Origin of the sequence: Pseudomonas fluorescens Q2-87, assembly GCF_000281895.1 — a bacterium.
GTDB classification, from domain to species: domain Bacteria; phylum Pseudomonadota; class Gammaproteobacteria; order Pseudomonadales; family Pseudomonadaceae; genus Aquipseudomonas; species Aquipseudomonas fluorescens_S.
Genome location: NZ_CM001558.1, coordinates 287,397 through 313,663, shown reverse-complemented (window position 1 = coordinate 313,663; position 26,267 = coordinate 287,397). Strand labels below are relative to the sequence as shown.

Below are 26,267 nucleotides of genomic sequence, written 5' to 3'. Positions count from 1 at the left end.
AAGTCGAATTACTGGGCTTTCGCAACGGCCGCCGGCGGCGTCCAGATCACGTCCTTGATGCTCAAGGGCTTGGGAATCAATTTGAGCTGGTAGAAGCTGTCGGCGATTTTCTGCTGCGCCGCGACGACTTCTGGCGTGAGAAACAATGCCCCATAGCCCTGGCGTTTCACCGAGGTCAGCGTGATGTCGGCAGGCAGCCCGAGCAGTGGCGAAACCTGCTGCGTCACGTCTTCAGGATTGGCCTTGGACCATTCGCCCACGGCGCGCACTTCTTCCACCAGGGCCGTAATGACCTGCGGATTTTTTTGCGCATAAGGCTTGGTGGCGAGATAGAACTGGTGGTTGTCGACGATACCCTTGCCGTCACGCAGGGTACGGGCCTGCAACTGCTGCTCGGCGGCTGCCTGGTACGGATCCCAGATGACCCAGGCGTCGACACTGCCACGTTCGAACGCAGCGCGGGCGTCGGCCGGCGGCAGGAAAACCGTCTGGATATCAGTGTATTCAAGACCCGCATCTTCCAGCGCCCGCACCAGCAGGTAGTGGACGTTGGAGCCTTTGTTCAGCGCGACTTTCTTGCCCTTGAGGTCTTGCACCGACTGAATGGGCGACCCTTTGGGCACCAGGATGGCTTCGCTGGTGGGGGCTGGAGGTTCGTAGGCAACGTAGAGCAGATCGGCGCCTGCTGCTTGGGCAAACACGGGTGGAGTTTCGCCGGTCACGCCGAAATCGATGGAGCCGACGTTCAAGCCTTCGAGCAGTTGCGGGCCGCCGGGAAACTCCGTCCACTGCACGTCCACGCCTTGGGCAGCGAGACGTTTTTCCAGCGAACCCTTGGCCTTGAGCAGCACCAGGGTGCCGTATTTCTGATAACCGATCCGCAAGGTCTCGGCTTGAGCCTGGATGATGGCGCCGAAGGACACAGCCGCAGCAAACAGTGCGACCAGCCCGCGACGCAAAATGACAGTGCGCATGGCGCTCTCCTTTTTGCTGTGGGGTTTTGGCTGCACCTGCTTGGCCGTTAGCGGCTGAGTAAGGTGAGTTGAATCTGGGTAAGTAGCGTTCAAATGCTCCAGCGAGCACTCAACAAACGTTCATTCAATACAGCGGGGTCCAGCGGCTTGGGCCGGCGGGCCATGGCGCTGAAAAACTGTTCCAGCGCCTCATCCAGACGTTGTTGCAAGGCCGGCGTCAATTGCGCCTGGGCGCTGCCTTCGCCATAAGCGATCTGGCTGTCTTCGGCAAAAATTCCGTGGAGCATTTCCTGGGCCTTGAGCGCCGAAAGCACCGGCTTGAGGGCGTAGTCCACCGCCAGCATGTGAGCGATGCTGCCGCCGGTGGCCATGGGCAACACCACCTTATGGGCCAGGGCGCGCTCAGGCAGCAGGTCAAGCACGGTCTTCAACGCACCGGAGAAAGAGGCCTTGTATACCGGTGTGGCGATCAACAGGCCGTCGGCGTTTTCGATTTGCTGGAGCAGGTCGACGACCTTCGGGCTGTCGAAACGGGCATGGAGCAGGTCTTCGGCCGGGAAATCGCGCACCTGATAGCTCACGACCTCGACACCTTGCCGCTGCAACCAGCGTTGCGAGCGTTCCAGCAGTACCCCGGAACGGGAGCGCTGGCTGGGACTGCCACCGAGTGAGACGACCAACATGCCAAGCATTCCTTAAAGGTCACGTGCGATTCGCAGTAGGCGATCTCGCTGTACGGGACAAACCATAACAGGGGATCAATATATCTTTAAATCATATTTATTCATTTGGTTATTCTATTTGGATATATACAAGGAGCTTTTTTCCAAGCAATAAAAAAGGCCGTCGAAACGGCCAAAACCCTTGGTGCACAGTTCATTGGCGTGGGAGCGAGCTTGCTCGCTCCCACAGGTTCAGTGTTGCATCAGCGATTGGGTTGCGGGGTAAGGCGCAGATAAGGCTTCACGGCGCGGTAGCCCTTGGGGAAGCGCTGCTTGATTTCATCCTCGTCCTTGAGCGACGGCACGATCACCACTTCGTCACCGTCCTGCCAGTTGGCCGGGGTGGCGACTTTGTAATTGTCGGTCAGTTGCAAGGAGTCGATTACCCGCAAGATCTCATGGAAATTGCGACCGGTGCTGGCTGGATAGGTAATGGTCAACCGGACCTTCTTGTTCGGATCGATCACAAACAATGAACGCACGGTCAAGGTGTCGTTGGCATTGGGATGGATCAGGTCGTACAGGTCTGAAACCTTGCGGTCGGCATCGGCCAGGATCGGGAAGTTGACGACGGTATTCTGGGTTTCGTTGATGTCCTCGATCCACTTGTGGTGCGAATCCACCGGGTCTACCGAAAGGGCAATTGCCTTGACGCCACGGTTGGCGAACTCATCCTTGAGCTTGGCGGTGAAACCCAGCTCGGTGGTGCACACGGGTGTGAAATCCGCCGGATGGGAAAACAACACGCCCCAGCTGTCACCGAGCCATTCGTGGAAGCGGATCTTGCCGGCGCTGGAATCCTGTTCGAAATCGGGGGCGATGTCGCCGAGTCTGAGGCTCATGGTGCGGCTCCTGGATGAGGTTGTTGTGAGCCCAACTCTGCACCCGTTTCGATTGATTTAAAAAGAATAAATATCCATTTATCTAGATCAATAGTGAATATAAAAAACTGTTCACTGGCATCGCTTTGCATACCGGCACAAGATCGCCAGCGAGGTTCGAGAAGGCCTCGAGTTGCTGAAAAGAGGAGAAGTTTCGAGAAGGGCTACAGGGGTGGGCCTGACTCGGAAACGCAAAAGCCCCGCCCGGCGCGATGCCGGGCGGGGCTTTTTTTGCTTTGTACCCACACTACGGAAATTATTGACGCGATTTCAGGACGAGCGGCTAGGATAGGCAGCATGAACACTCAAGCCTTGCTGACACATCTGCAAAATCACCTCCCTGGACTGCTGGCGGTTTACCTGTTCGGTAGCCATGCACAGGGCACCGCCGGGCCTGGCAGCGATGTCGATTTGGCTGTGCTTTTGTCCGGCGAAGTCGATCCTGTGTCGTTATGGCAGCTTTCAGGTGATTTGGCGGATATCGCGGGCAGTCCGGTGGATCTGATCGATCTACGCGGGGCAACGACCGTTATGCAGTATCAGATCGTGACTCGAGGTCAGCGGCTCTGGGCCAGAGACGTACAGGCGGGGTTGTTCGAGTGTTTTGTTCTCAGCGAAAAAACAGCGCTCGATGAGGCTCGGGCAGGTTTGCTCAAGGATATCCAGGAAGAAGGCAGTGTGTATGGCCGATGACGTGCTGATCAATAAAGCAGCGAGTATCGAGCGTTGCGTCGCCAGGGTGCGGGAGGAGTACGAGAAAGATCCCGCTACGTTTGCAACCGATTTCACTCGCCAGGATTCGGCAGTCCTGAACATCCAGCGGGCGTGTGAAGCGGCACTGGATATGGGGCAGCATTTGATTCGCCGTGAGCGACTGGGTGTCCCGCAAAGTGCCCGCGATACATTCGAGTTGCTTTTTCAAGGTGGCTGGATGAAAGAAGGTCTGGTGAAAAACCTGAAGAACATGGTGGGTTTCAGGAATATCGCCGTGCATGACTACCAAGCCCTGCAATTGCCAATCATGGTCGCGATCATTACCGGACATTTGGATGATTTTCTAGCGTTCAGCGCATTCATTCTGCGTAAGGACGCGGCGGAGTCTGCACCGTAGCGGCGGGAGCGCTAAGAGAACCCTCTTCAGAAAACGCAAAAGCCCCGACCGGCGCGATGCCGGGCGGGGCTTTTTTATCAGGCGAACGCGCTGCTTACAGCAGTGGCAGCGAGTAGCTGACGATCAGGCGGTTTTCGTCCTGGTCACGCTGACCTGGGACGTCGTTGCGCCAGGTAGCGTTTTTCCACATCACGCCAACGTTCTTCAGCGGACCTTCCGGTACGACGTAGCCGACGGTGATGTCACGTTCCCACTCGGAACGGCCAGAACCATTTTCATTACCATTAGAACCGACGGTATCAATGTTATTGCCACGCAGATAAATCATACCCGCGGTCAAGCCGGGCACCCCGACTTTGGCGAAGTCGTAAGAGTAACGCGCTTGCCAGGTACGTTCGCCTGCGCGTGCAAACTTGGCGATCTGCATGTCAGTGGTCAGGTAAGCCGACGAGCCATCACCTTGGTTCAACCAAGGGAAGTCACTGCTGCCATTGCTGACTTGATAACCGCCACCGAAAGTGTGACCTGCAACGGTATACAGAAACAATCCACTGTACAGGTTGTTATCGACTTCGCCTTTACCACTGGCAACACCGTTGTAATTACCGGTGGTGTAGTAGGTGGAGTCATTGCCATTGGCGCCGTCGCTGCGGCTGTTGAAATAACGCAGGTCAGACTTCAGTACGCCCGGGCCGATGGCCCAGTTGTGCACCAGACCCAGGAAGTGTTGCTTGTAGAAGTCTTCCAGGTTGCCGTAGTAGTACTGGGCGGTCAGGTCTTTGGTGATTTTATAGTCACCACCACCGTAGATGAACTTGTTGCTGTCGCGACCGCTTGCGGTACGACCGTTCGCACCGGCAATGGACAACTCCTCGTTGTTGCTGGAGTTACGGCCTTTGGCGTGCTCGATCTGGCCGCCGATCAGCGTCAGGTCCTTGATTTCGTTCGAGGTGACTTGGCCGCCTTGGAAGGTTTGCGGCAGCAGGCGACCATCGTTGGTTACGATGACCGGCAGTTTCGGCTGCAGGGTGCCCAGCTTCAGCTCGGTCTGGGAGATCTTGGCTTTGGCAGTCAGGCCCAGGCTAGAGAAGTTATCCACCGCCTCGCCGTTAGACTTGCTCGGGAACACAGTGCCGCCGTAGCTATTGTTGGAGGCGCCATTGGTGCCGCCACCTGAATCCAGCTTGATACCCAGCAGGCCGATGGCATCGATACCGAAGCCGACGGTGCCCTGGGTGTAGCCGGAAGTGAAGCGCAGGTCAAACCCTTGGCCCCACTCTTCGTTTTTATTAACGGTGGCCGCAGAATCACGGTTATCCGTGTTGATGTAGAAGTTACGCAGACCCAAGGTAGCCTTGCTGTCTTCGATAAAACCGGCGGCGCCTGCCTGCTGCGCCAAAACCCCAACGGCCACGGCCAGGGCCAAGGTGGACTTGTTCATGCTTCGCTCCTCTCGTTTTCTAATTCTTGTGTTTCTTTGGCTCCGGATCGAATGCCCGGAATCCGCGGATGCGCGATTAGCGCCAGACCGTGACCGACAAGTCAATCGTAACCATTTATGACTACGACTATGGTCTAACCCCCACTACACCGGCCCGCAGAATAATGGATTCTCTATAAATCTAAAAAGAATTGTTTCACCAGTTTTCAGCCCGTTTGGAAATATAGACGCCATTCGAGCTTCGTCAACCGTGACCCGGCGTATCGGCCTGGCGGCAGATTACTGAATGGCTGTTTGTCGGAGAACCTCTGCCAGGGCGATATGCCGAGCGCCCGGGCCTGTCCCGCCGCCCTTCAATCGCCGTATCTCTGCGCACAGCACCGTCCCCCCAGGCCGCGATCTTGATGGCTTTGCGTCAGACAAATCATTGTCTGAAATCAACAAGAGGCGGCCTGCGACAGTTCTACACAGCCGCTGCTAAAGGGCTTTTTCGAAAATTTTCGAATTGCGCTGGTAGTTATAGAGCGACGCCCGCGCCGCCGGCAGCCGGTCGACGCTGCTGGGTTCAAAGCCCCGCTCGCGGAACCAGTGGGCGGTACGGGTGGTGAGCACGAACAAGGTCTTGAGCCCCTTGGCGCGGGCGCGGGTCTCGATTCGCTCCAGCAACTCATCGCCCCGGCCACCGTGGCGGTACTCCGGGTTCACCGCCAGGCAGGCCAGCTCCCCGGCGTCCGAATCGGCGATCTGGTACAGCGCCGCACAAGCGATGATCATGCCTTCGCGCTCGACCACGCTGAACTGCTCGATCTCGCGCTCCAGTACTTCGCGGGAGCGACGCACCAGGATCCCCTGCTCTTCCAGCGGGCTGATCAGGTCCAGCAAGCCGCCGACGTCTTCGATGGCCGCTTCGCGCACCACCTCGAATTGTTCCTGGGCCACCAGCGTACCGCTACCGTCCCGGGTGAACAGCTCGGCCAGCAGCGCACCATCCTCGACGTAGCTGACGATATGGCTGCGAGCCACACCGCCACGGCATGCCTGGGCCGCCGCATCCAGCAATTCGGCCTGATAGTCGCTGCCCAGGCGCTTTATATGGGCCGGGACCTGTTGCGGACGCAACTCACGCACCAGCCTGCCATCCTCGCCGATCAACCCTTGTTCGGTGCCGAACAGCAACAGCTTGTCGGCTGCCAGGTCGATGGCAGCGCGGGTGGCAACGTCCTCACAGGCAAGGTTGAAAATCTCCCCCGTGGGCGAATAGCCCAGCGGCGACAGCAGCACGATGGAGCGCTCGTCCAGCAAGCGGTTGATGCCCTTGCGGTCGACCCGCCGTACTTCGCCGGTGTGGTGGTAATCCACCCCTTCCAGCACGCCGATGGGCCGGGCAGTGACCAGGTTGCCGCTGGCGACCCGCAGACGCGAGCCCTGCATGGGCGAGGACGCCATGTCCATGGACAGGCGCGCCTCGATGGCGATGCGCAACTGGCCGACAGCGTCGATCACGCACTCCAGGGTCGCGGCATCGGTAATGCGCATGCCGTGGTGGTAATGGGGCGTCAGGCCACGTGCCGCGAGGCGGGTCTCGATCTGCGGGCGCGAGCCATGGACCAGCACCAGGCGCACGCCGAGGCTGTGCAGCAACACCAGGTCATGGACGATGTTGCCGAAATTCGGGTGCTCCACCCCGTCGCCGGGCAGCATGACGATGAAAGTGCAATCGCGGTGGGCATTGATATAGGGCGAAGCGTGACGAAGCCAATTGACGTATTCGGGCATGAACCTGGGCCTGTAATAATTAACAGCCGAAAAAAGACGAAGACAGAACGCACAGCGGGCTGATGGTTATCGTCGGAACAGGCTTGGCGACACGCGCGCTCTCCTCATGAATACGGGCCCGGACGGGGGCAATTTAGCCGGCAGTGGCCGGCGTCAGGCAGTAATGACCAATCAACTGCCGCAACAGCTGTACGGTAGGTTGCAAACGTGACATTTCGAGGTACTCGCCCGGCTGGTGGGCACAGGCAATATCGCCAGGGCCGAGTACCAGGGTTTCGCAGCCAAGGCGCTGAAGATAAGGCGCTTCGGTGCCAAACGCCACTGCTTCGGCACGGTAGCCGGTGAGCCGTTCGGCCACGCGCACCAGTTCGCAGTCCTCGACCTGCTCGAACGGCGGCACCTCGGGGAACAGCGGCGCATAGTCGATCTTGACCTTGTGTCGCTCGGCGATGGGGTCGAGCTTCTGCTGGATCGCCGCCCGCAGCACTTGCGGGTCCATGCCCGGCAAGGGCCGCAGGTCGAATTCCATGGAGCACTGGCCACAGATCCGGTTGGGATTGTCGCCGCCGTGAATGCAACCAAAGTTCAGGGTCGGTTGCGGCACCGTGAACTGCGGGTTACGGAATTCGCGCTGCCATTGCAGGCGCAGGCCACGCAGTTCGCCCATGGCGTCGTGCATGGCTTCCAGGGCGCTGTGGCCCAGGCTCGGATCCGAGGAATGGCCGCTGCGCCCGAGGATGTCGATGCGCTCCATCATCACGCCCTTGTGCAGGCGAATCGGCCGCAGGCCGGTCGGCTCGCCGATGATGGCCGCCCGCCCCAGTGGACGCCCGGCATCGGCCAGGGCCCGGGCGCCGGCCATGGAGCTTTCTTCATCGCAAGTAGCAAGAATCAGCAGGGGCTGATGGAACGGCTGGTCCAGCAGCGGCTTGACCGCTTCGATGGCCAGGGCGAAAAAACCCTTCATGTCGCAGCTGCCCAGGCCCACCCAGCGGCCATCGACCTCCGTAAGCTTCAGCGGATCGGTCTGCCACAACGCACCGTCGTATGGCACCGTGTCGCTGTGGCCGGCCAGCACCAGGCCCCCTGGGCCACTGCCGAAGCTGGCCAGCAGGTTGAACTTGCCGGGGCTGACTGGCTGGATATCGCAGGTAAACCCAAGGTCGCCGAGCCAGCCCGCCAACAGTTCGATCACGGCGCTGTTGGACTGGTCCAAGCCAGGCTGGGTACAACTGACCGAAGGCGCGGCGATCAGGGCAGCGAACTGATCTTTCATGGATGGCAAAGGCATCGCTGGCTCCGGGCTTACAAATTGGCGTTCATCATAGAACCATCCGGCGCCAGGAAGAAACCGCCGCGGCGCGTAGGACGACCGAGTCCTGTACACTGCACGGCCTTGGCAGCCACACCTTTCCCCGGCTGCGCACCCGATCCCTGGATTTTCCGGCCATGCAGAAAGAAACCGAAATCAAACTCCGCGTCAGCCGCGAGACCCTGGCAGCCCTGCGCGAGCACCCGCTGCTGAAAAAACGCAACAAAAGTGGCTGGGAACGCCATGAGCTGATGAACCAGTACTTCGACACGCCGGAGCGCGACCTGGCCCAGGCCAAGGTCGCCTTGCGCTTGCGTCGCGACGGCGAAGAGGTGATCCAGACCCTCAAGACCCGAGGTCAGAGCATCGCCGGCCTGTCCGAGCGCAACGAATACGATTGGCACCTGCCCAAGGCCAAGCTTGACCTGAAAAAACTCGACGGCGAATGCTGGCCCGAGGCCTTGGCCGAACTGGACAAGAAGACCCTCAAGGCCATTTTCACCACGGATTTCGTCCGCGAACGCGCGGAAATCGCTTGGGGCCGTGGCAAGAGCAAGGTGGTCATCGAAGCCGCGCTGGACCTGGGCCATGTGGTGGTCGGCAAGCAGAAGGAAGAAATCTGCGAGCTGGAGTTGGAGCTGCGCGAAGGCGAGCCCGCCGCCCTGCTGGAACTGGCCGCCGAGTTGGCCGCGACGCTGCCCTTGATGCCCTGCGACATCAGCAAGGCCGAACGTGGCTATCGCCTGCACGACGCGGGCAGCTATGCGCTGAGCCTGCCGGCACCGCAACTGACCGCCGAAACGCCGCTGGATGACGCCTTCGCCGCGCTGAGCTGGCATTTGCTGGGCAGCAGCCAGCGCTTGGCCGAGCAATATCGCTTTAATGGTCACTGGCGCCTGTTGCAGGACTGGGTGGAAATCCTTGTCGAACTGCGGGCCCTGCTCAGCAGCCTTGGCCAGGCCGCACCGCGCCAATCGACCCACGACTTGCGCGTGGCGCTGGACGCACTGCTGGAAGACTGGCGCCCGTTGGTCCAAGCCGGCCTGGATGACGAAGACGTGCGCAAAGCCGCACCGGAACAGTTCCTGGAAGAGCTGCAGGATCCGCGCTGGGGCCTGTTCTCCCTCACCACCTCGCGCTGGCTGCTGGCCCGCACCTGGGCCGCCGAGCGCAACACCCGTGGCAACCGCCAGGGCGCAGCGCAACTGGGCAGCTGGCTGCCGCGCCTGCTGGGCGAAGAATCCTCGTCCCTGCAACTGCAACGCTACCAACAGCAGCCAGAAGACCTCGCCGAACAACTGCCACGCATCGAGCGTATCCGGGCCTGGCTGCACCACGCCCGCCATGTGCTGGAAATCCCGGAAATGGATCGCCTCTACGGCGAGCTGAACAAACTGGCACAACTGGCCAATGAGCCGATCACCGACGAAGCACTGGATGCGCGCAAGCAGCAGGCGATTGCGGTGTATCAAAATCGGGCCTGGAAGACTTTGTTGCGCCTGTAACCTAGATATCTGCGGCGCCTTTCATATCGCCTTCGCGAGCAAGCCCGCTCCCACATTGGATCTCCAGTGAACACAAAAAGCGTGTACGGCGCAGATCCAGTGTGGGAGCGGGCTTGCTCGCGAAGGGGCCGCCACTTTCATCTCAGATCAAACTATCGCAGCACCGGCAAGCTCGTCGTGGACTTGATCTCCGACAGCGCCACGATCGAGTTCACTTCCTGGATCCCCGGCACCATCGACAGCTTTTCGAAGAAGAATCGCTCATAGGCCTCGATGTCCGCCGTGACGATGCGCAGCAGGAAATCCACCGACCCCATCAGCACGTAACACTCCAGTACTTCGGGAAAGCCGCGAATCGCCTCGGTGAATTCGGTGAAGTTCGAACGCCCATGGGCATTGAGTTTTACTTCGGCGAAGATCTGCGTGTTGAGGCCGATCTTCTTGCGATCGAGCAGCGTCACCTGGCCGCGAATGATCCCTTCCTCCTTCATCCGCTGGATCCGACGCCAGCATGGCGATTGGGACAAGCCCACCTGCTCGGCAATCTGCGCGCTGGACAGCGAAGCGTCCTCTTGCAGCAGCGCCAGAATCCTGCGGTCGTAGCTATCCAGATCGCTTTGCATAAATAAACCCAAAATGAATGATGTGACGAATTAAACGATTCGAAATATCGCCAAGGACGCTCATCTTAGATAAGAAATATCCGTCGACGCATGTAAATATTTCTCCCACGCCCAAGGAGACCGTACATGCCCCCACTTGAAGCCGTTGCCACTGCCCCGACTCGCGCCGACGTATGGAATGCGACCAATGCTCATCGCAGCGTGCAGTACCAAGTGCAGGCTGAAGCCGAGCCAGACCTCCTGTGCCGGGCATTGAACCTGTTTGCCTTGCAAGGCCTGACGCCGAGTCAGGTGCGCGTCGAGCGCCAAGGCGACCTGCTGTCGATGGACATCGTCATGGACGGGCTGAGCTGGCATCGCGCCCAGGTGATTGCGGAAAAATTACGTAACCTGATCAGCGTGTACTCGGTAGATCTGCAAGACGCTGATATTGCGCGGGTTGGGGCGATCCAGGCGGCGGGCTGAGGGGTGAGGAGCAAGAATTCGTAACGCATTGGTCGGGTAGTGGCCCAACGGTCTATCGGGTCGGGACTATTCTTTTGCAGACCGAGCGAAGACGCCGAGGCGTCTGTATCGCGGCTTTGCTGCAATTGTCCAATAGGAACCCGCATGTCCACCAAACACGCCACTCAGGACCGCTGGCTGGACCTCAACGATCTGCTGCGCCAATTGGTCGCCCAAGGCCTGATCAGTCAGGATTCAGCCGAAACCGCCCTCAATGCCCGTCGGCGCCACAACGCCAAGAGCGAACAACACCCGCTGGAGTTCATTGCCAACCAGCACCTGGACGACCTCAGCCGCCCTGGCAAGCGCCTGGACCTGGAAAACCTGACGCTGTGGCTGTCCCAGCAGGCCGGCCAGCCCTACATGCGCATCGACCCGCTGAAAATCAACGTGGCGGCCGTGACGCCCCTCATGTCCTATGCCTTTGCCCAGCGCCACAAGATTCTCGCGGTGGCCGTTGATCGCGACGCCGTGACCGTGGCCAGCGCCCAACCCTACGTCAGCAGTTGGGAAGCCGACCTGACCCACGTGCTCAAGCTGCCGGTCAAGCGGGTGGTGGCCAATCCGGTGGACATCCAACGCCTGAGCGTGGAGTTCTATCGCCTGGCCAAGTCGGTCAGCGGCGCCACGACGGTCGACCAGCAGCCCAGCAACCTGAGCAATTTCGAGCAGTTGCTCAACCTGGGCGCCAGCGACCAGGAGCCGGACGCCAACGACGCGCACATCGTCAACATCGTCGATTGGCTGTTCCAGTACGCATTCCAGCAGCGGGCCAGCGATATCCACATCGAACCGCGCCGCGAACAGGGCACCGTGCGGTTTCGCATCGACGGGGTGCTGCACACCGTCTATCAGTTCCCACCGCAGGTAACCATGGCCATCATCAGCCGGCTCAAGAGCCTGGGGCGGATGAACGTCGCGGAAAAACGCAAACCCCAGGACGGCCGGGTCAAGACCAAGACCCCGGACGGCGGCGAGGTGGAATTGCGCCTGTCGACCTTGCCGACGGCGTTCGGCGAAAAAATGGTCATGCGGATCTTCGACCCGGAAGTGCTGCTCAAGGATTTCGACCAGCTTGGCTTCTCTGCCGACGACCTGCGCCGCTGGCAGGACATGACCCGCCAGCCCAACGGCATCATCCTGGTGACCGGCCCTACTGGTTCGGGCAAGACCACCACCCTCTACACCACCCTCAAGAAACTGGCGACGCCGGAGGTGAACCTCTGCACCATCGAGGACCCGATCGAGATGGTCGAGGCATCCTTCAACCAGATGCAGGTCCAGCACAACATCGACCTGACCTTCGCCGCCGGGGTGCGAGCGCTGATGCGACAAGACCCGGACATCATCATGATCGGTGAGATCCGCGACCTGGAAACCGCCGAAATGGCGATCCAGGCCGCGCTCACCGGACACTTGGTCCTTTCGACCCTGCACACCAACGATGCGCCGAGTGCGATCAGTCGCCTGCTGGAACTAGGCGTGCCTCATTATCTGATCAAGGCCACCGTGCTGGGGGTCATGGCCCAGCGCCTGGTCCGCACGCTGTGCCCGCATTGCAAGGCGCCCCTGACCCTTGACGAGGATGATTGGCAAACCCTCACACGGCCGTGGCAGGCGCCATTGCCAAGCAACGCTCAACGGGCCGTCGGTTGTTCGGAGTGCCGTGATACCGGTTATCGCGGCCGCGCCGGCGTCTACGAAATCATGCAACTGGGCGACAGCGTCAAGGCCTTGATCCACCCGGACACCGATCTGTTGGCGGTGCGCCGCCAGGCGTTCAAGGAGGGCATGCGCAGCCTGCGGCTGTCCGGCGCGCAGAAAGTCGCCGCCGGGCTGACAACGGTGGAGGAAGTGTTGCGCGTGACACCTCAAAGCGAACAGAAATAGCCCATGGCGGCGCCTGGGAGACGAAACCTCCCACGCACAAACCAGACGGTTCCGTGACGAGGATAGTGGCCGGGTGCCCTACACTGAGGTTTCCCGAGTCATCTCATTGGAACAAGGAACCGTCATGCAGATCGGCAGCGTACTTCTACTTTTCATAGGGCTGGTGTTGGCCGTCCTGTTCATGGGCTTCAAAGTCGTCCCCCAGGGTTACCAATGGACGGTCGAACGATTCGGGCGCTACACCAACACGCTCAAGCCCGGCCTGAACATCATCATCCCCGTCATGGACCGTATCGGCCGCAAGATAAACGTCATGGAAAGCGTACTGGACATCCCACCCCAGGAAGTCATCACCGCAGACAACGCCACGGTGCAGATCGACGCGGTGTGCTTTTTCCAAGTGGTCAACACGGCCCAGGCCGCCTACGAGGTCAACAACCTCGAACATGCCATCCGGAACCTGCTGCAAACCAATATCCGCACCGTGCTCGGCTCCATGGAGCTGGACGCGATGTTGAGCCAGCGTGACGGCATCAATGAAAAGCTGCTGCGCACGGTGGACGAAGCTACGGCGCCTTGGGGTATCAAGATCACCCGGATCGAGATCAAGGACATCAGCCCGCCGGCGGACCTGATGGCGGCCATGTCGGGACAGATGAAGGCCGAACGAATCAAGCGTGCCCAGATCCTGGAAGCCGAAGGCCTGCGCGCCTCGGCGATTCTGACCGCCGAAGGCAAAAAACAGGCACAGATCCTCGAAGCGGAGGGCAGCCGTCAGGCCGCGTTCCTCGAGTCCGAGGCCCGCGAGCGCCAGGCACAAGCCGAAGCCCTGGCCACCCAGGTGGTGTCCCAGGCGATTGCCGACGGCAACGTTCAGGCGGTCAATTATTTCGTCGCCCAGAAATACATCGACGCCCTCGGCCGCCTGGCTTCGGCCAATAACAGCAAGGTAATCCTGATGCCGTTGGAGGCCAGCCAGGTGATCGGTGCGGTCGGTGGCATCGGCGAGATCGTCAAGGCCACTTTTGACACCAAGAAGATCTGAGGCACGCACATGTGGGCTTTTCTGCAAAACCTGTCGTATTGGGACTGGCTGGCACTGGGCGTCATCCTGTTGATCCTGGAGGTGTTCGGTGCCGGTGGATATTTGCTCTGGATCGGCATGGCCGCAGCAGCGGTCGCCGCCTTGCTCTTCGTCGTCCCGCAGCTTTCCTGGGAGCTGCAGTTCCTGCTGTTCGGCCTGTTCGCCATCGCGACAGCATTGTATTGGTGGCGTCGCCAGCGCAGCGCAGTTCGCGAAAGCGATCAGCCGCACCTGAACCTTCGGGGCCAGGAGCTGATCGGCAAAACCTTCCAGGTGCACGAAGCGATTGTCGACGGGCGGGGAAAAATCAAGGTGGCCGACGGGGTATGGCTGGTCAAGGGTCCGGAATCACCCGTTGGCGTTCGCGTCAGGGTAGTGGCACAGGATGGAGCGATCCTGCAGGTGGAGCGGTATGACTGAAGGGTCACGGAACTGAACTGGGTGCCGGCGCTCAAAACCTATAGTTAACCCAGTGGAGTCACCTATCATGCGTCTCAAACTTGCTGTCGCTACCCTAGCCTTGCTGTCTCTTCCTGTTGGCTCGGCAATGGCTGACACGTTTTGGCGTAACGTCATCTCATCCGGTGCGACCACCGGTTCTACCTACCTGACCTTCAAGGATCACAAGCTGATCGTTGCCGCCCAGGACGATGCCGGCAGCTTCGTCGCCAGCGATGGCAGCATTCGTGGCCCCTACCTGGAAGCTGCGATGCAGAAAGTCCGTGCCGACAACCCGGGCCTGCAGGCCACCGACATGGAGTTGGCCAACGCCATCCTGGCGAAAAACGCCGTCGCCCAGGACTGATTCCCAGACCATGAAAAATGCCGCTCGATTGAGCGGCATTTTTTTGCCTGCTTAAGATCCCCCACAGGTTCGCCGGCTATTCGCCGATAGCAGCCTTGTAGCCTGCCGCGTCGAGCAGCTTGTCCAGATCAGCCCCGGCATTGGAGGGTTTCACCTTGAAGATCCAAGACGTGTAGGGCGCATTGTTCAACGCCTCAGGCTCACCGCTCAGGGCTTCGTTGACTTCAACCACTTCACCCGCCACCGGCGAGTAGATATCCGAGGCTGCCTTCACCGATTCCACCACGCCCGCAGCGTCACCTGCCGCAAACACCTTGCCAATCTCCGGCAGTTCGACAAAAACCACGTCACCCAGCGCTTCCTGCGCGTGGTCGGAAATGCCTACAACGATCAGATCGCCCTCTTGCTTTGCCCACTCATGGCTTTCGGCAAAACGCAGTTCGGCAGGGATATCACTCATATTCTGTGTCCTCAAGATAAAGTGTCAGCGGCCAGCGGCCCGCCGCAAAAAGGTTAGATCAAGGTTTTGCCATGGCGGACGAAGGTCGGCTTGACCACCCGTACCGGATACCATTTGCCACGAATTTCCACCTCGGCACGATCGGCGGTAGCCATCGGAACACGTGCCAGGGCAATCGACTTGCTAAGCGTAGGAGAAAAACTACCACTGGTGATCTCCCCTTCGCCAACATTGGCGATGCGAACCACCTGATGGGCGCGCAAAACGCCCCGTTCTTCCAATACCAGTCCGACCAGTTTGTGCTGCACACCGCCGGCAAGCTCCGCTTCCAACGCGCTGCGTCCGATGAACTGACGACTCGCCGGTTCCCAGGCGATACTCCAGGCCATGTTCGAGGCCAACGGCGAAACGTCCTGGTGGATGTCCTGGCCATAAAGGTTCATGCCAGCCTCCAGGCGCAAGGTGTCGCGGGCGCCCAAGCCAATGGGCGAAATGCCCGCGCCTACCAGGTCGTTGAAAAAACTCGGCGCTTCATGGGCAGGCAGGACAATTTCCAGGCCGTCTTCGCCTGTATAGCCGGTACGGGCGATGAACCACTCGCCGTCGGCGCGGCCTTCGAAAGGCTTGAGTTGCTGGATCAACTGGCCGCGCGGCTGCGAGACCAATTCGGCGATTTTCTGCCGGGCCTGGGGCCCTTGGATTGCCAGCATCGCCAACTCGGCGCGCTCATGCAGTTGCACGTCGTAGGCACCAAGCTGCGCCTGCATCCAGGCCAGGTCCTGGTCACGGGTCGACGCGTTGAAGACCAGCCGATAGCCGCTCTCGACCCGATAAATGATCATATCGTCGACGATGCCACCCCGCTCATTGAGCATCGTGCTGTACAAGGCACGTCCAGTGTCCTGCAAACGCTCGACGTCGTTGGCCAGCAAACGCTGCAGCCAGACCTTGGCCTGGGGCCCCGCAACGTCGATCACGGTCATGTGGGATACATCGAACACACCGCAGTCGCGACGCACCTGATGGTGCTCTTCGACCTGCGAGCCGTAATGCAAGGGCATATCCCAACCGCCAAAATCGACCATCTTCGCGCCGAGGGCGAGATGAAGGTCATACAGAGGCGTACGCTGTCCCATGGGTTTCTCCTTCCGGGCTTGGCGAAGGTGCGGACAGGGACTCAGCGCAATGCCTTGGAATAAGCATCTTGCGCCATTCTCAGTCACCCGGCCCGACGGACGGACCGCACCGAATGCCGCGCATTGTAGCCGCATGATGTAGGACTGGCACCTACGGGCGCGTGCAATTAATTTGGTCGCCGCAGGGGATACTCATTAAGAACCTCCTCTAGCTGTTTCGATGGGCCGAACGTCGTATCAATCCGATGACCGGCAGCAAGCCCACCAGTACCAGGGTCAACGCTGGCAGTGCGGCCCGGGCCCACTCCCCTTCGCTGGTCATTTCAAATACCCGCACTGCCAGCGTATCCCAGCCGAACGGGCGCATCAGCAGCGTTGCCGGCATTTCCTTGAGCACATCGACGAACACCAGCAACGCCGCGCTCAAGGTGCCGGGCAACAATAATGGCAAATACACCCTGAAAAACAGCTGCGGCCCGCTGATCCCCAGGCTGCGTGCGGCTTCTGGCAGCGAGGGGCGAATGCGCGCCAGGCTGCTTTCCAGCGGCCCGTAGGCCACGGCCAGGAAGCGCACCAGATAGGCGAGCAATAGCGCCGAAAGGCTGCCCAGCAGCAGTGGTTTGCCGGCACCGCCAAGCAAAGTCGACAGCGGGATGACCCATTCGCGATCCAGATAGCTGAACGCAAGCATGATCGACACCGCCAGCACCGAGCCGGGCAATGCATAACCCAGGTTCGCCAGGCCGACGCCCGCGCGAATGGAACGGGTCGGCGCCAGGCGCCGGGCAAAAGCCAGCAGCAAGGCGACACAGACCGTGATCAGCGCAGCCAGGGCACCAAGGTAGAGGGTATGGACGATCAGCCCGGCATAACGCTCATCCAGGTCGAAACGACCACGCTGCCAGAACCACACCACCAGTTGCAGTACCGGGATGACAAACGCACAGGCGAACACCAGCAAGCACCAGCCGCTGGCCGCTGCGGCCTTGAATCCGCGCAGCGCATACAGCGCCTTGATCCGCGGCCGCTCGTTGCCTGCCCGATGGGCGCCGCGTGCCCGGCGCTCGCCGTAAAGCACAATCATCACCGCCAGCAGCAACAGGCTGGCCAGTTGGGCGGCACTGGAGAGGCTGAAGAAGCCGTACCAGGTCTTATAGATGGCGGTGGTGAAGGTATCGAAATTGAATACCGACACCGCGCCGAAATCCGCCAGGGTCTCCATCAGCGCCAGCGCCACGCCCGCGCCGATGGCCGGCCGCGCCATCGGCAGCGCCACTCGCCAGAACGCCTGCCAAGGCGTTTGCCCGAGCGCCCGGGCCGCTTCCATCAACCCCTTGCCTTGGGCGAGGAAAGCGCTTCGTGCCAGCAAGTAGACGTAAGGGTAAAAGACCAGCACCAGCACCAGGATCACGCCACCGGTGGAACGGACCCGGGGCAGGCGCAGGCCGCTGCCGAACCATTCGCGCAGCAACGTTTGCACCGGGCCGGCAAAATCCAGCAGGCCAACGAAGACAAACGCCAATACGTAAGCGGGTATCGCAAAAGGCAGCATCAACGCCCAGTCGAGCCACCGTCGACCGGGGAACTCGCAAAGGCTGGTGAGCCAAGCCAGGCTGACCCCTAGCACTGTCACACCGACACCCACGCCCAGGATCAGCGTGAGGGTGTTCCCCAGCAGACGTGGCATTTGGGTTTCCCACAAGTGGGACCAGATTTGCACGTCGATGCTCTGCCAGGATAACAACAGGACACTCAGGGGCAGCAGGACCAGCGCCGCGACGGCGAAGACCAGGGGATACCAGCGGCGTTGGACGGGGTGGGTCAAGGAGAACGCTCGTTCAAGTGATGATGCCCACGCTACAGGTGCGCAGTTGTCATTGCTGACAATTACCCATGTGGCGAGGGAGCTTGCTCCCGTTGGGCTACGAAGTAGCCCCCCGATTCTGAATCATGACCCGTCAGGTAGATCCCGGCAGATCTTCCGGGACGGCTTCGCCCTCCAGCGAGGGAAAGCTCCCTCGCCACAGACGCACACCCAGGCCGATCAGTTCCAGCCAGCGCGATCCATCATGCGAATCGCTTCGGCCTGGCGTTTACCCGCGACTTCCACCGGCAGCGTATCGGCCTTGAATTTGCCCCAGGCAGCCACTTCCTTGGACGGCTCGACCTTCGGGTTGGCCGGGAATTCCTGGTTCACATCGGCGAAGATGCTTTGCGCCTCCGGCGTGGTCATCCACTCCACCAATTTTTTCGCGGCGTCCGGGTGCGGTGCATGCTTGGTCAAGCCAATGCCCGAGAGGTTGATGTGCACGCCGCGGTCAGCCTGGTTCGGCCAGAACAGTTTCACCTTCAGGTCCGGCTTCTGCTGGTGCAGGCGGCCATAGTAGTAAGTGTTTACGATGCCGACGTCGCACTGCCCGGCATTGATGGCCTCCAGCAACGCGGTGTCGTCGGAGAACACGTCGGTGGACAGGTTGCGCACCCAACCCTTGAGGATTTCCTCGGTTTTTTCCGCCCCGTGGGTTTCGATCAGGGTAGCGGTCAAGGACTGGTTATAGACCTTCTTCGAGGTCCGCAGGCACAGGCGGCCTTCCCACTCTTTGCCAGCCAATGCTTCATAAGTGGTCAGTTCACCCGGCTTCACCCGGTCGGTGGAATAGGCAATGGTCCGTGCCCGCAGGCTCAAGCCGGTCCAGGCGTGGGAGGCGGCGCGGTATTGAGCCGGGATGTTGGCATCGATCAGCGGGGAGGTGAACGGCTGGAGGATGCCCATCTGCTCGGCCTGCCAGAGGTTGCCGGCGTCGACGGTGAGCAGCAGGTCGGCCGTGGCGTTTTCACCTTCGGCCTTGATACGTTGCATCAACGGCGCTTCCTTGTCGGTGATGAACTTCACCGCCACGCCGGTCTTCTTGGTGTAGGCATCGAAGACCGGCTTGATCAGCTCGTCGATACGGGAGGAGTAGACCACCACCTCATCGGCGGCCTGGACAGCAGTAGAGCCGATCAGGGTCAAGACGAGGGCGGACAGCAGGCGCTTGGGTGCCGACATGGAAGGGGTCTCTCGATTTGTGGAATGCGCAAATGATAAGGACTCACATTTGGCATCTCAATCGAACAGTGGGCGGACACATTTCCAAATGTTGCACGCAAGGAACTGGGATGGCCGCTCCTGCCTCATCAGCCCCAATCAGGCCTTGGCCAACTCCGGCAAATCCCCGATCAGCCCCAGCGCCTCACGCACGAACAGCGCCTTGGCCTCGGGCATGCGGTCGACCAGTTTCAAGCCGGTATTGCGCAGCCAGCGAACCGGCAACGGATCGGCCTGGAACAAGCGCTCGAAACCTTCCATCGCCGCCATCAACGCCAGGTTATGGGGCATGCGTCGGCGCTCGTAGCGGCTCAACACTTTCACATCCGCCAACCGCTCGCCCCGTCCGGCTGCCTGCAACAGCACTTCGGCCAGCACGGCGGCGTCGAGGAACCCGAGGTTCACCCCTTGCCCGGCCAGCGGATGAATCGTGTGCGCCGCATCGCCGATCAGCGCCAGCCCTTCGGCCACGTAGCGCTTGGCATGACGTTGGCGCAGCGGCACGCACAGGCGCGGGTCGACACTCAAGACAGGGCCGAGCTGGCCCTCGAAAGCCCGCTCCAACTCATTGCAGAACGCAGCGTCATCGAGGGCCATCAGGCGCTGGGCCTCGCCTGGGGTGATGGACCAGACGATCGAGCACCAATCGTGCTGGCCGTCGCGTTCCAGTGGCAGGAACGCCAGCGGGCCGTTGTCGGTGAAGCGCTGCCATGCGGTCATTCGATGCGGTCGGGCGCAGCGCACGCTGGTAACGATGGCATGGTGCAGGTAATCCCATTCCCGCGTGGCGACGCCCGTCAGGCGGCGCACGGCGGAATTCGCCCCGTCGGCGGCGATGACCAAAGGCGCCCGCAACGTGCGGCCATCGGCCAGGGTCAGCAGCCAGTCATCGCCGGAACGGCGCATCTGCTCCAGTCGTGCATTGGCCAGCAGGCCGAGGTCACAGTCATGCAATCGATCCAGCAACGCATCCTGCACGACACGGTTTTCAACGATGTGCCCCAGCGCCTCGGCATGCAAGCTGGCGGCCGAAAAATGGATCTGCCCAGTGCCGCTGCCGTCCCAGACGTGCATATCGGTGTAAGGGCTGGCGCGTCGGGCGGTGATACCCTCCCAGACGCCCAGGCGCTCGAGGATTCGCTGGCTGGCCGTTGACAAGGCGCTGACCCGAGGCTCGAACGAGCCCTGGGAATCGAAGGGTTTGACGCTCAGCGGGCTGCCGTCGAGCAGCAACACTTGCAAGCCGCTGCCTTGCAACGCCAGCGCCAGGGCGCTGCCGACCATACCGGCGCCGACAATCAGCAGATCTGCACGCAATTCCATGCTTCAAGCCTGTTTTGCTGGCGACGTGAGCCGCCCGTGAAAAGAATGGTCAACTTCGCATCCGCACTCACACATCCGGACGCGTCCCCAGGCCCATGGCCTGGCGGGCGAACCAGCGCTTGGCCGGCGGCAGCAGGTCGAGGCCCAAGAGGCCAAGGTTGCGGCCCAGGGATACCAGCGGCAGACTGCTGCCGAACAGGCGCGTGACCTGGTCGGAAAAACCTACGGTCAGGGCCTGGTCCATCCGCTGGCGCTCGCGATAGGCCTGTAACACGGCAAAGTCGCCCGGCTCGCTGTCGCTGTCGAGTAACGCGTCGGCCAGGGCCTGGGCGTCACGCAGGGACAGGTTGAACCCCTGTCCGGCAATCGGATGCAAGCTGTGGGCGGCATTGCCAAGGATCGCCAAGTGGGGACGAACCTGCTCTTCGGCCTCCACCAGCGCCAACGGATAAAGATGCCGCACGCCCACCTGCTTCAGCGTGCCCAGGCGGTAACCGAATACACCCTGCAACTCGCTGAGGAAGCTGCGCTCGTCGAGGGCCGCCAGCCGTTGTGCATCCATGCCCTGGCGGGTCCAGACCAGTGCACAGCGATTGTCCGGCAACGGCAACAAGGCCATCGGCCCGTCGTCGGTGAAACGTTCGAAGGCCACGCCATTGTGGGCCTCGCTGGGGGTGAGATTGGCGATCAACGCGCTCTGGTCATAAGGCCGATTGCGCACGCCGACGCCCAACTGCTCGCGCAGGCCGGAGCGGCCGCCGTCAGCCAGCACGGCGAGGTCGCACTCCAAGGTGGTTTCATCGTCGAGGGTCAGGCGATAGCCGCCCACCAGCGGCTCCATCCGAGTGACCTGCGCCGGGCAGCGCCAACTGACCACTTCCTTGTCCAGGCCCTGCCACAGGCAATGGCCAAGCCAGGCGTTCTCCACCACGTAGCCCAGGGCCGGCACACCCTCTTCCATCGCCGACAGGCGCGCAGTGGAAAACCGCCCGCGATCGGACACGTGGATCTGCTTGATCGGTTCGGCACGCCGGGAAATTTCCTGCCAGACACCCAGGCGCTGGTAAATCTGCCGGGCGCCGTAGGACAACGCCGAGGACCGCGCGTCATAGCTCGGCTGCCAGGCGTCGCCAGGGGCGAAGGGCTCGATCAGCGTGATCGTCCAGCCCCGGGCCTTGGCGCCGGCTTGCAGGGCCAGCGCCAGGCTCGCGCCGACCAGGCCGCCGCCGATAATCGCCAGGTTGACCCGACTCATGCCGCTTGAGTCCGTGCGGCGGCCATCAGGGCCTCGATGTCGGCGACCGTCTTCGGTACGCCGTGGCTCAGGATTTCACAACCGGTTCTGGTCACTACCACGTCATCCTCGATGCGCACGCCAATGCCGCGCCATTTTTTCGCTACGCTGCGGTTGTTCGGGCTGATGTAGATCCCCGGCTCGACAGTGAGTGTCATGCCGATTTCCAAGACCCGCCATTCGCCGCCGACCCGGTATTCGCCGACATCATGCACGTCCATGCCCAGCCAATGCCCGGCGCGGTGCATGTAGAACGCCCGGTAGGCCTCGCTGGCAATCAACTCCTCCACCTTACCTTCCAGCAACCCGAGACGCACCAGCCCTTCGGTAATGACCCGGACCGTCGCTTCATGGGCCTGGTTCCAATGCTTGTCCGGCGCGATCTGGGCAAATGCCGCCTCCTGGGCCGCCAGCACCACTTCGTAGATCGCTTTCTGTTCCGGCGAAAACTTGCCGCTGACCGGCCAGGTACGGGTGATATCGCTCGCATAGCAGTCGATTTCACACCCAGCGTCGATCAGCACCAGGTCGCCGTCCTTGAGCACCGCGTCGTTCTGCTGGTAATGCAGGATGCAACTGTTGCGCCCCGCCGCGACAATCGAGCCATAGGCCGGCATTTTCGCCCCGCCCTTGCGGAACTCATAATCCAGCTCGGCCTCCAGGCTGTATTCGAACAACCCCGGGCGCGCCGCCTGCATCGCGCGGATATGCGCCTGGGCAGAGATCCGCGCCGCTTCGCGCATCACCTTCACTTCCGCCGCCGATTTATACAGGCGCATGTCATGCAGCAGATGATCCAGGGCAACGAATTCATTCGGCGGCTGGGCGCCGAGGTGAGCCTTGGAGCGGATGACATTGATCCACTCCATCAGATGCCGGTCGAATTCCGGGTTGCTGCCCATGGCCGAATACACGCGGTCGCGGCCTTCGATCAGGCCCGGCAGGATGTCGTCGATGTCAGTGATGGGGAATGCATCGTCGGCGCCGTAGTCGCGGATCGCGCCTTCCTGGCCGGCCCGCAGGCCATCCCAGAGTTCACGCTCGGCGTTGCGCTCGCGGCAGAACAGGATGTACTCGCCGTGGGCGCGGCCAGGCATCAGTACCAGCACCGCTTGCGGTTCGGGGAAGCCACTGAGGTACTGGAAGTCGCTGTCCTGGCGGTAGACGTGCTCGACGTCGCGGTTGCGGATCGCAACGGCGGCGGCGGGCAGGATTGCGATGCTGTTGGGTTCCATCTGCGCCATCAGGGCCTTGCGGCGACGGCTGTATTCCGATTTCGGGATATGAATCATGGGCAGACGGGGTTCCCTCTAGCGATCAGTGCAAGGACGGCTTGGCCGCCGCTGCATCGGTTTTCTTGGTCTCGGTGAACAGCAGCAACGGCGCGACCCGCAGGTACTCCATCACTTCCATGTAGTCGCTTTCGCCATCATCGGATTCTTCCAGGGCATCCTGGACTTGAGAGATCGCAGCCAGGTCCTGCAACACTTCCTTGGCTTCATCACTCAACGCGTATTCGCGGCGGGTCAGGCCGAAGCCGGCGAGGAAACCCTGGCACCATTGGCCCAGCGCGGCGGCGCGCTCAGCCAAAGGCGCGTCGTCGGTGGGCAGCAGCAGGACGACGGTCATGTCGTCGCTGGTCAGCTCACCCTTGACCATTTCCTGCAGGCCGATCAGCGCGTTACGGACGTTATCCGCCGGCTCGCCTTCCAGCAGCTCGGCGGCGTCGGCCAACCAGGCGTCGGCCTCGAAGCCGGCGCCGGCGCAGCTGCGGCCGAGCAACAGGCCATGGAGTTCGGCGGGCGAAACGGGATGGCCGCTGGTGCTCAGCAGGGTGGCGAATGCTTGATACGGGGAATTCTGAATGGGCATGGGCAGCTAGGCGCCAGACGGCGCTATGTCTAGAATGGAGGCCTTGTATCCTACATCGACAGACTCGCCAAGACTATCAGAGGCTGTACGACCGACATCCCTCCATCAGACACAATCTTCAGTGGACACAATGGAAGACACCGACCTGCAAGCGCTGATGGCCAGACTCGAGTTGCTAATTGACCGGGTCGAGCAACTTAAGAGCCAAAACGGACTCCTATTAGCTCAGGAAAAAACCTGGCGCGAGGAACGCGCGCACCTCATTGAAAAAAACGAAATCGCCCGGCGTAAGGTCGAATCGATGATTTCGCGCCTCAAGGCCCTGGAGCAAGACTCATGAGTTCAAGCAATAGCGTTACCGTGCAGATCCTCGACAAAGAATATTCAATCATCTGTCCCCAGGAAGAGCGCAGCAACCTGGTGAGCGCCGCCCGTTACCTGGACGGCAAGATGCGTGAGATCCGCAGCAGCGGCAAAGTCATCGGCGCCGACCGCATCGCTGTGATGGCTGCCTTGAACATCACCCACGATCTGCTGCATCGCCAGGATACGCCGGACCTGCAGGTCAGCGGCTCGACCCGTGAACAAGTGCGCGACCTGCTCGATCGGGTGGATCTGGTACTGGCGACCGATCCGGACGTCAGCAAGGGCTGATTCCCGAGACTGCCTGGGGTATACTTGCGTCACTCCCTGGGGTGCTTGCCAGTTGGTGATGTCCCTGAGCCGATACGCACAACCACGGGGGTTGCACGTTGGGGCCGGTGTGCATGTCCGCTTGACGGAAAGCCTTAACGCCTCCTGCAACTTCCACCTTGAACTTTCGGGTTCAAGGGCTAAGCCGACAGCGGTTCATCCGGGGAGCCTGATTCCAGACAATGCCAGTCCATATGGACTGGCATTGTCGTTTCTGGCGTGGGCGTTTCTGGACGTTCGGTTTGCGGTTACGCTGTAGCACTGCCATCGTCACTGCGTGAAGCCTCGAAATGACCGAACCTGCGCTGCTCCCCCGCCCGCAACTCCGACGCCTGCTGCGCCAGGCCCGTCGCGCCTTGACGCCAGCCCAGCAACGGCAAGCGGCCCAGGGACTCTATCGGCAACTGGCCCAGCATCCGCTGTTTCGTCGCGCACGCCACATCGCCCTGTACCTGCCCAACGATGGCGAGATCGACCCCCGCCTGCTGCTGCGCGCCGCCCAGCGCCGGGGCAAGGCGACCTACCTGCCGGTGCTCAGCCCGTGGCCGCAGACCCGAATGGTGTTTCAGCGCATCTACCCTGGCGAAAAAATGTGCCCCAACCGCTTTCGTATTCCGGAACCACGCAAGAACATCGCCCGGCAACGCAAGGTCTGGACATTGGATTTAGTATTGTTGCCGTTGGTGGGGTTTGACGATGCGGGCGGCCGGCTAGGCATGGGAGGCGGTTTTTACGACCGCAGCCTGGCGTACCTGGGGCGACGCAAGCAATGGCGCAAGCCGACGCTATTGGGGCTGGCTCATGAATGCCAGAAGGTCGAACGATTGGCACAAGCCAGTTGGGACGTACCGTTACAGGGAACGGTGAGCGACAAGCGGTGGTATATGGCGCAATAGCGCCGCGAACGTGACGCGGCGCCAGGAGAACAGGTTCAGCGTTTGAGCGATGGCGTGGGTTGGGTGATGTCCATCGGCGCATCGGTCTTGGTGGACCAAAGGCTTTGAGCGTAACCCGTGGTCACGACACCCAGGCCGAACAGAATGACCAGAACCCACAACAAATCCGGTTTGCGTTTCATCGATTGCCCCCCTCAAGGCATATCACACACGATGACAGCAGCGGTTTTTCTTATTGGCCGTGCAGCAGCGTCAAGCTTGGAAGGCCGGCATTTTGCGGCAACCTGATGCTACACGCAAACTCTGGCGTCAACCGACTGTCGGTTTGTCATAAAATCGCTGAACATTTTTTTTAACACCGCCCAGGAGTAGAAATCATGGCCTATTGGCTGATGAAATCCGAGCCCGACGAATTGTCCATCCAAGGCCTGGAAAAACTCGGCCAGGCGCGCTGGGACGGGGTTCGCAACTATCAAGCGCGTAATTTCCTGCGGGCGATGGCCGTCGGCGACCGGTTTTTTTTCTATCATTCCAGCTGCCCGGAGCCAGGTATCGCCGGGATTGGCGAAATCATCCAGGCGGGTTACCCCGATCCCACGGCGCTGGAGCCCGACAGCCATTACTTCGACGCCAAGGCCAGCCCGGATAAAAATCCGTGGACGGCCATTGATGTGGCCCACATCGAGACGTTCCCCCGCGTCCTCAAGCTCGATTACCTCAAGCAACAGGCTGCCCTGGCAGAAATGCCACTGGTACAGAAGGGCTCGCGGCTGTCGGTGATGCCGGTGACTGCCGAGCAATGGGCAGCGGTAATCGGCCTGCGCTAATCGCCCATCCGTTGATGGATATCAAGCTCGGGCGGCAGCCGGTCCGGCAG

At 61.0% G+C, this 26,267-nt stretch carries 28 protein-coding genes and 1 other RNA gene; 13 read left to right on the top strand and 16 right to left on the bottom strand.

Annotation, left to right across the window (positions count from 1 at the left end; all coding sequences use genetic code 11):
- Window positions 1-8: 8 nt before the first annotated feature.
- The 3 genes from PFLQ2_RS25945 to PFLQ2_RS25955 all read right to left on the bottom strand — a co-directional run bounded on the left by PFLQ2_RS25945 (window position 9) and on the right by PFLQ2_RS25955 (window position 2,538).
- On the bottom strand, window positions 9-974 hold the full coding sequence (locus PFLQ2_RS25945; protein WP_003177389.1) for a sulfonate ABC transporter substrate-binding protein: 966 nt from the start codon (window positions 972-974) through the stop codon (window positions 9-11).
- 89 nt (window positions 975-1,063) lie between these two features.
- Window positions 1,064-1,657, bottom strand: coding sequence for an NADPH-dependent FMN reductase (gene ssuE, locus PFLQ2_RS25950; protein ID WP_003177388.1), 594 nt, complete (start codon window positions 1,655-1,657; stop codon window positions 1,064-1,066).
- 242 nt (window positions 1,658-1,899) lie between these two features.
- Window positions 1,900-2,538: a peroxiredoxin gene (locus tag PFLQ2_RS25955; RefSeq protein WP_003177387.1), complete on the bottom strand. Its 639-nt coding sequence runs from the start codon at window positions 2,536-2,538 to the stop codon at window positions 1,900-1,902.
- Between the two features lie 336 nt (window positions 2,539-2,874).
- On the opposite strand from PFLQ2_RS25955, the gene mntA reads away from it, so the two are divergent.
- Window positions 2,875-3,270, top strand: a complete 396-nt coding sequence (mntA, locus tag PFLQ2_RS25960) for a type VII toxin-antitoxin system MntA family adenylyltransferase antitoxin (RefSeq protein ID WP_003177386.1) — start codon at window positions 2,875-2,877, stop codon at window positions 3,268-3,270.
- On the top strand, window positions 3,260-3,688 hold the full coding sequence (gene hepT, locus PFLQ2_RS25965; protein ID WP_003177385.1) for a type VII toxin-antitoxin system HepT family RNase toxin: 429 nt from the start codon (window positions 3,260-3,262) through the stop codon (window positions 3,686-3,688). The genes mntA and hepT overlap by 11 nt, the downstream gene beginning before the upstream one ends.
- Before the next feature lie 94 nt (window positions 3,689-3,782).
- Here the strand turns inward: hepT and PFLQ2_RS25970 are convergent, their stop codons facing one another.
- The 3 genes from PFLQ2_RS25970 to argE form a co-directional block, all read right to left on the bottom strand.
- Complete coding sequence (locus PFLQ2_RS25970; protein ID WP_003177384.1) at window positions 3,783-5,129, bottom strand: OprD family porin; 1,347 nt, start codon at window positions 5,127-5,129, stop codon at window positions 3,783-3,785.
- Between the two features lie 477 nt (window positions 5,130-5,606).
- Window positions 5,607-6,905 (bottom strand): amino-acid N-acetyltransferase, encoded by a 1,299-nt coding sequence (gene argA / locus PFLQ2_RS25975; protein ID WP_003177382.1) that lies wholly within the window; start codon window positions 6,903-6,905, stop codon window positions 5,607-5,609.
- A 133-nt stretch (window positions 6,906-7,038) separates the two neighbouring features.
- The gene (gene argE / locus PFLQ2_RS25980) at window positions 7,039-8,196 is read right to left on the bottom strand and encodes an acetylornithine deacetylase (protein ID WP_003177381.1); all 1,158 of its coding nucleotides are present in this window, start codon (window positions 8,194-8,196) and stop codon (window positions 7,039-7,041) included.
- Between the two features lie 158 nt (window positions 8,197-8,354).
- Here argE and PFLQ2_RS25985 point away from each other — a divergent pair, with 158 nt between their 5' ends.
- Window positions 8,355-9,722: an inorganic triphosphatase gene (locus PFLQ2_RS25985; protein WP_003177380.1), complete on the top strand. Its 1,368-nt coding sequence runs from the start codon at window positions 8,355-8,357 to the stop codon at window positions 9,720-9,722.
- Between the two features lie 152 nt (window positions 9,723-9,874).
- On the opposite strand, the gene PFLQ2_RS25990 is transcribed toward PFLQ2_RS25985, so the two are convergent.
- Entirely contained in the window at window positions 9,875-10,345 is a 471-nt protein-coding gene (locus PFLQ2_RS25990) for an Lrp/AsnC family transcriptional regulator (protein ID WP_003177379.1), read from the bottom strand.
- A 126-nt stretch (window positions 10,346-10,471) separates the two neighbouring features.
- On the opposite strand from PFLQ2_RS25990, the gene PFLQ2_RS25995 reads away from it, so the two are divergent.
- From PFLQ2_RS25995 to PFLQ2_RS26015, 5 genes are all read left to right on the top strand, one after another.
- Complete coding sequence (locus PFLQ2_RS25995; protein ID WP_003177378.1) at window positions 10,472-10,810, top strand: hypothetical protein; 339 nt, start codon at window positions 10,472-10,474, stop codon at window positions 10,808-10,810.
- Window positions 10,811-10,954: 144 nt separating this feature from the next.
- Window positions 10,955-12,739, top strand: a complete 1,785-nt coding sequence (locus tag PFLQ2_RS26000; protein ID WP_003177377.1) for a GspE/PulE family protein — start codon at window positions 10,955-10,957, stop codon at window positions 12,737-12,739.
- A 124-nt stretch (window positions 12,740-12,863) separates the two neighbouring features.
- Window positions 12,864-13,784 (top strand): SPFH domain-containing protein, encoded by a 921-nt coding sequence (locus PFLQ2_RS26005; RefSeq protein ID WP_003177376.1) that lies wholly within the window; start codon window positions 12,864-12,866, stop codon window positions 13,782-13,784.
- Between the two features lie 9 nt (window positions 13,785-13,793).
- On the top strand, window positions 13,794-14,243 hold the full coding sequence (locus PFLQ2_RS26010; protein WP_003177375.1) for an NfeD family protein: 450 nt from the start codon (window positions 13,794-13,796) through the stop codon (window positions 14,241-14,243).
- Window positions 14,244-14,307: 64 nt separating this feature from the next.
- On the top strand, window positions 14,308-14,628 hold the full coding sequence (locus PFLQ2_RS26015; protein ID WP_172680574.1) for a DUF2388 domain-containing protein: 321 nt from the start codon (window positions 14,308-14,310) through the stop codon (window positions 14,626-14,628).
- 76 nt (window positions 14,629-14,704) lie between these two features.
- Here the strand turns inward: PFLQ2_RS26015 and gcvH are convergent, their stop codons facing one another.
- The 8 genes from gcvH to PFLQ2_RS26055 all read right to left on the bottom strand — a co-directional run bounded on the left by gcvH (window position 14,705) and on the right by PFLQ2_RS26055 (window position 23,801).
- Complete coding sequence (gcvH, locus tag PFLQ2_RS26020; protein WP_003177373.1) at window positions 14,705-15,088, bottom strand: glycine cleavage system protein GcvH; 384 nt, start codon at window positions 15,086-15,088, stop codon at window positions 14,705-14,707.
- A 53-nt stretch (window positions 15,089-15,141) separates the two neighbouring features.
- The gene (gene gcvT, locus PFLQ2_RS26025; protein WP_003177372.1) at window positions 15,142-16,224 is read right to left on the bottom strand and encodes a glycine cleavage system aminomethyltransferase GcvT; all 1,083 of its coding nucleotides are present in this window, start codon (window positions 16,222-16,224) and stop codon (window positions 15,142-15,144) included.
- A 208-nt stretch (window positions 16,225-16,432) separates the two neighbouring features.
- Window positions 16,433-18,049, bottom strand: coding sequence for an ABC transporter permease (locus tag PFLQ2_RS26030; RefSeq protein WP_003177371.1), 1,617 nt, complete (start codon window positions 18,047-18,049; stop codon window positions 16,433-16,435).
- Window positions 18,050-18,268: 219 nt separating this feature from the next.
- Window positions 18,269-19,273: an extracellular solute-binding protein gene (locus PFLQ2_RS26035; RefSeq protein WP_003177370.1), complete on the bottom strand. Its 1,005-nt coding sequence runs from the start codon at window positions 19,271-19,273 to the stop codon at window positions 18,269-18,271.
- Window positions 19,274-19,411: 138 nt separating this feature from the next.
- Entirely contained in the window at window positions 19,412-20,629 is a 1,218-nt protein-coding gene (locus PFLQ2_RS26040; protein WP_192814255.1) for a 2-octaprenyl-3-methyl-6-methoxy-1,4-benzoquinol hydroxylase, read from the bottom strand.
- A 73-nt stretch (window positions 20,630-20,702) separates the two neighbouring features.
- Entirely contained in the window at window positions 20,703-21,890 is a 1,188-nt protein-coding gene (ubiH, locus tag PFLQ2_RS26045) for a 2-octaprenyl-6-methoxyphenyl hydroxylase (protein ID WP_003177368.1), read from the bottom strand.
- Complete coding sequence (gene pepP / locus PFLQ2_RS26050) at window positions 21,887-23,221, bottom strand: Xaa-Pro aminopeptidase (protein ID WP_003177367.1); 1,335 nt, start codon at window positions 23,219-23,221, stop codon at window positions 21,887-21,889. Before pepP ends, ubiH begins: the two co-directional genes overlap by 4 nt.
- 25 nt (window positions 23,222-23,246) lie before the next feature.
- A complete protein-coding gene (locus tag PFLQ2_RS26055; RefSeq protein WP_003177366.1) occupies window positions 23,247-23,801 on the bottom strand; it encodes a YecA family protein in 555 nt (184 codons plus the stop codon).
- A 130-nt stretch (window positions 23,802-23,931) separates the two neighbouring features.
- Between PFLQ2_RS26055 and PFLQ2_RS26060 the strand changes: the two genes are divergently transcribed.
- From PFLQ2_RS26060 to PFLQ2_RS26070, 4 genes are all read left to right on the top strand, one after another.
- The gene (locus tag PFLQ2_RS26060; protein WP_003177365.1) at window positions 23,932-24,141 is read left to right on the top strand and encodes a TIGR02449 family protein; all 210 of its coding nucleotides are present in this window, start codon (window positions 23,932-23,934) and stop codon (window positions 24,139-24,141) included.
- Window positions 24,138-24,455, top strand: coding sequence for a cell division protein ZapA (locus PFLQ2_RS26065; protein ID WP_003177364.1), 318 nt, complete (start codon window positions 24,138-24,140; stop codon window positions 24,453-24,455). Before PFLQ2_RS26060 ends, PFLQ2_RS26065 begins: the two co-directional genes overlap by 4 nt.
- Before the next feature lie 30 nt (window positions 24,456-24,485).
- Window positions 24,486-24,665, top strand: a non-coding RNA gene (gene ssrS, locus PFLQ2_RS28455) — 6S RNA.
- Window positions 24,666-24,784: 119 nt separating this feature from the next.
- Window positions 24,785-25,390: a 5-formyltetrahydrofolate cyclo-ligase gene (locus PFLQ2_RS26070; RefSeq protein WP_003177363.1), complete on the top strand. Its 606-nt coding sequence runs from the start codon at window positions 24,785-24,787 to the stop codon at window positions 25,388-25,390.
- 35 nt (window positions 25,391-25,425) lie between these two features.
- Here the strand turns inward: PFLQ2_RS26070 and PFLQ2_RS28450 are convergent, their stop codons facing one another.
- Window positions 25,426-25,572, bottom strand: coding sequence for a hypothetical protein (locus PFLQ2_RS28450; RefSeq protein ID WP_003177362.1), 147 nt, complete (start codon window positions 25,570-25,572; stop codon window positions 25,426-25,428).
- 195 nt (window positions 25,573-25,767) lie between these two features.
- Between PFLQ2_RS28450 and PFLQ2_RS26075 the strand changes: the two genes are divergently transcribed.
- Window positions 25,768-26,217 (top strand): EVE domain-containing protein, encoded by a 450-nt coding sequence (locus PFLQ2_RS26075; RefSeq protein ID WP_003177361.1) that lies wholly within the window; start codon window positions 25,768-25,770, stop codon window positions 26,215-26,217.
- The last annotated feature ends 50 nt before the right edge of the window (window positions 26,218-26,267 follow it).

Bases quoted from the DNA above. Each gene is read 5' to 3' on its own strand.
- PFLQ2_RS25945 (WP_003177389.1), bottom strand. From the start codon at position 974: ATGCGCACTGTCATTTTGCGTCGCGGGCTGGTCGCACTGTTTGCTGCG.
- ssuE (WP_003177388.1), bottom strand. From the start codon at position 1,657: ATGTTGGTCGTCTCACTCGGTGGCAGTCCCAGCCAGCGCTCCCGTTCC.
- PFLQ2_RS25955 (WP_003177387.1), bottom strand. From the start codon at position 2,538: ATGAGCCTCAGACTCGGCGACATCGCCCCCGATTTCGAACAGGATTCC.
- mntA (WP_003177386.1), top strand. From the start codon at position 2,875: ATGAACACTCAAGCCTTGCTGACACATCTGCAAAATCACCTCCCTGGA.
- hepT (WP_003177385.1), top strand. From the start codon at position 3,260: ATGGCCGATGACGTGCTGATCAATAAAGCAGCGAGTATCGAGCGTTGC.
- PFLQ2_RS25970 (WP_003177384.1), bottom strand. From the start codon at position 5,129: ATGAACAAGTCCACCTTGGCCCTGGCCGTGGCCGTTGGGGTTTTGGCG.
- argA (WP_003177382.1), bottom strand. From the start codon at position 6,905: ATGCCCGAATACGTCAATTGGCTTCGTCACGCTTCGCCCTATATCAAT.
- argE (WP_003177381.1), bottom strand. From the start codon at position 8,196: ATGCCTTTGCCATCCATGAAAGATCAGTTCGCTGCCCTGATCGCCGCG.
- PFLQ2_RS25985 (WP_003177380.1), top strand. From the start codon at position 8,355: ATGCAGAAAGAAACCGAAATCAAACTCCGCGTCAGCCGCGAGACCCTG.
- PFLQ2_RS25990 (WP_003177379.1), bottom strand. From the start codon at position 10,345: ATGCAAAGCGATCTGGATAGCTACGACCGCAGGATTCTGGCGCTGCTG.
- PFLQ2_RS25995 (WP_003177378.1), top strand. From the start codon at position 10,472: ATGCCCCCACTTGAAGCCGTTGCCACTGCCCCGACTCGCGCCGACGTA.
- PFLQ2_RS26000 (WP_003177377.1), top strand. From the start codon at position 10,955: ATGTCCACCAAACACGCCACTCAGGACCGCTGGCTGGACCTCAACGAT.
- PFLQ2_RS26005 (WP_003177376.1), top strand. From the start codon at position 12,864: ATGCAGATCGGCAGCGTACTTCTACTTTTCATAGGGCTGGTGTTGGCC.
- PFLQ2_RS26010 (WP_003177375.1), top strand. From the start codon at position 13,794: ATGTGGGCTTTTCTGCAAAACCTGTCGTATTGGGACTGGCTGGCACTG.
- gcvH (WP_003177373.1), bottom strand. From the start codon at position 15,088: ATGAGTGATATCCCTGCCGAACTGCGTTTTGCCGAAAGCCATGAGTGG.
- gcvT (WP_003177372.1), bottom strand. From the start codon at position 16,224: ATGGGACAGCGTACGCCTCTGTATGACCTTCATCTCGCCCTCGGCGCG.
- PFLQ2_RS26035 (WP_003177370.1), bottom strand. From the start codon at position 19,273: ATGTCGGCACCCAAGCGCCTGCTGTCCGCCCTCGTCTTGACCCTGATC.
- ubiH (WP_003177368.1), bottom strand. From the start codon at position 21,890: ATGAGTCGGGTCAACCTGGCGATTATCGGCGGCGGCCTGGTCGGCGCG.
- pepP (WP_003177367.1), bottom strand. From the start codon at position 23,221: ATGATTCATATCCCGAAATCGGAATACAGCCGTCGCCGCAAGGCCCTG.
- PFLQ2_RS26055 (WP_003177366.1), bottom strand. From the start codon at position 23,801: ATGCCCATTCAGAATTCCCCGTATCAAGCATTCGCCACCCTGCTGAGC.
- PFLQ2_RS26060 (WP_003177365.1), top strand. From the start codon at position 23,932: ATGGAAGACACCGACCTGCAAGCGCTGATGGCCAGACTCGAGTTGCTA.
- PFLQ2_RS26065 (WP_003177364.1), top strand. From the start codon at position 24,138: ATGAGTTCAAGCAATAGCGTTACCGTGCAGATCCTCGACAAAGAATAT.
- PFLQ2_RS26070 (WP_003177363.1), top strand. From the start codon at position 24,785: ATGACCGAACCTGCGCTGCTCCCCCGCCCGCAACTCCGACGCCTGCTG.
- PFLQ2_RS28450 (WP_003177362.1), bottom strand. From the start codon at position 25,572: ATGAAACGCAAACCGGATTTGTTGTGGGTTCTGGTCATTCTGTTCGGC.
- PFLQ2_RS26075 (WP_003177361.1), top strand. From the start codon at position 25,768: ATGGCCTATTGGCTGATGAAATCCGAGCCCGACGAATTGTCCATCCAA.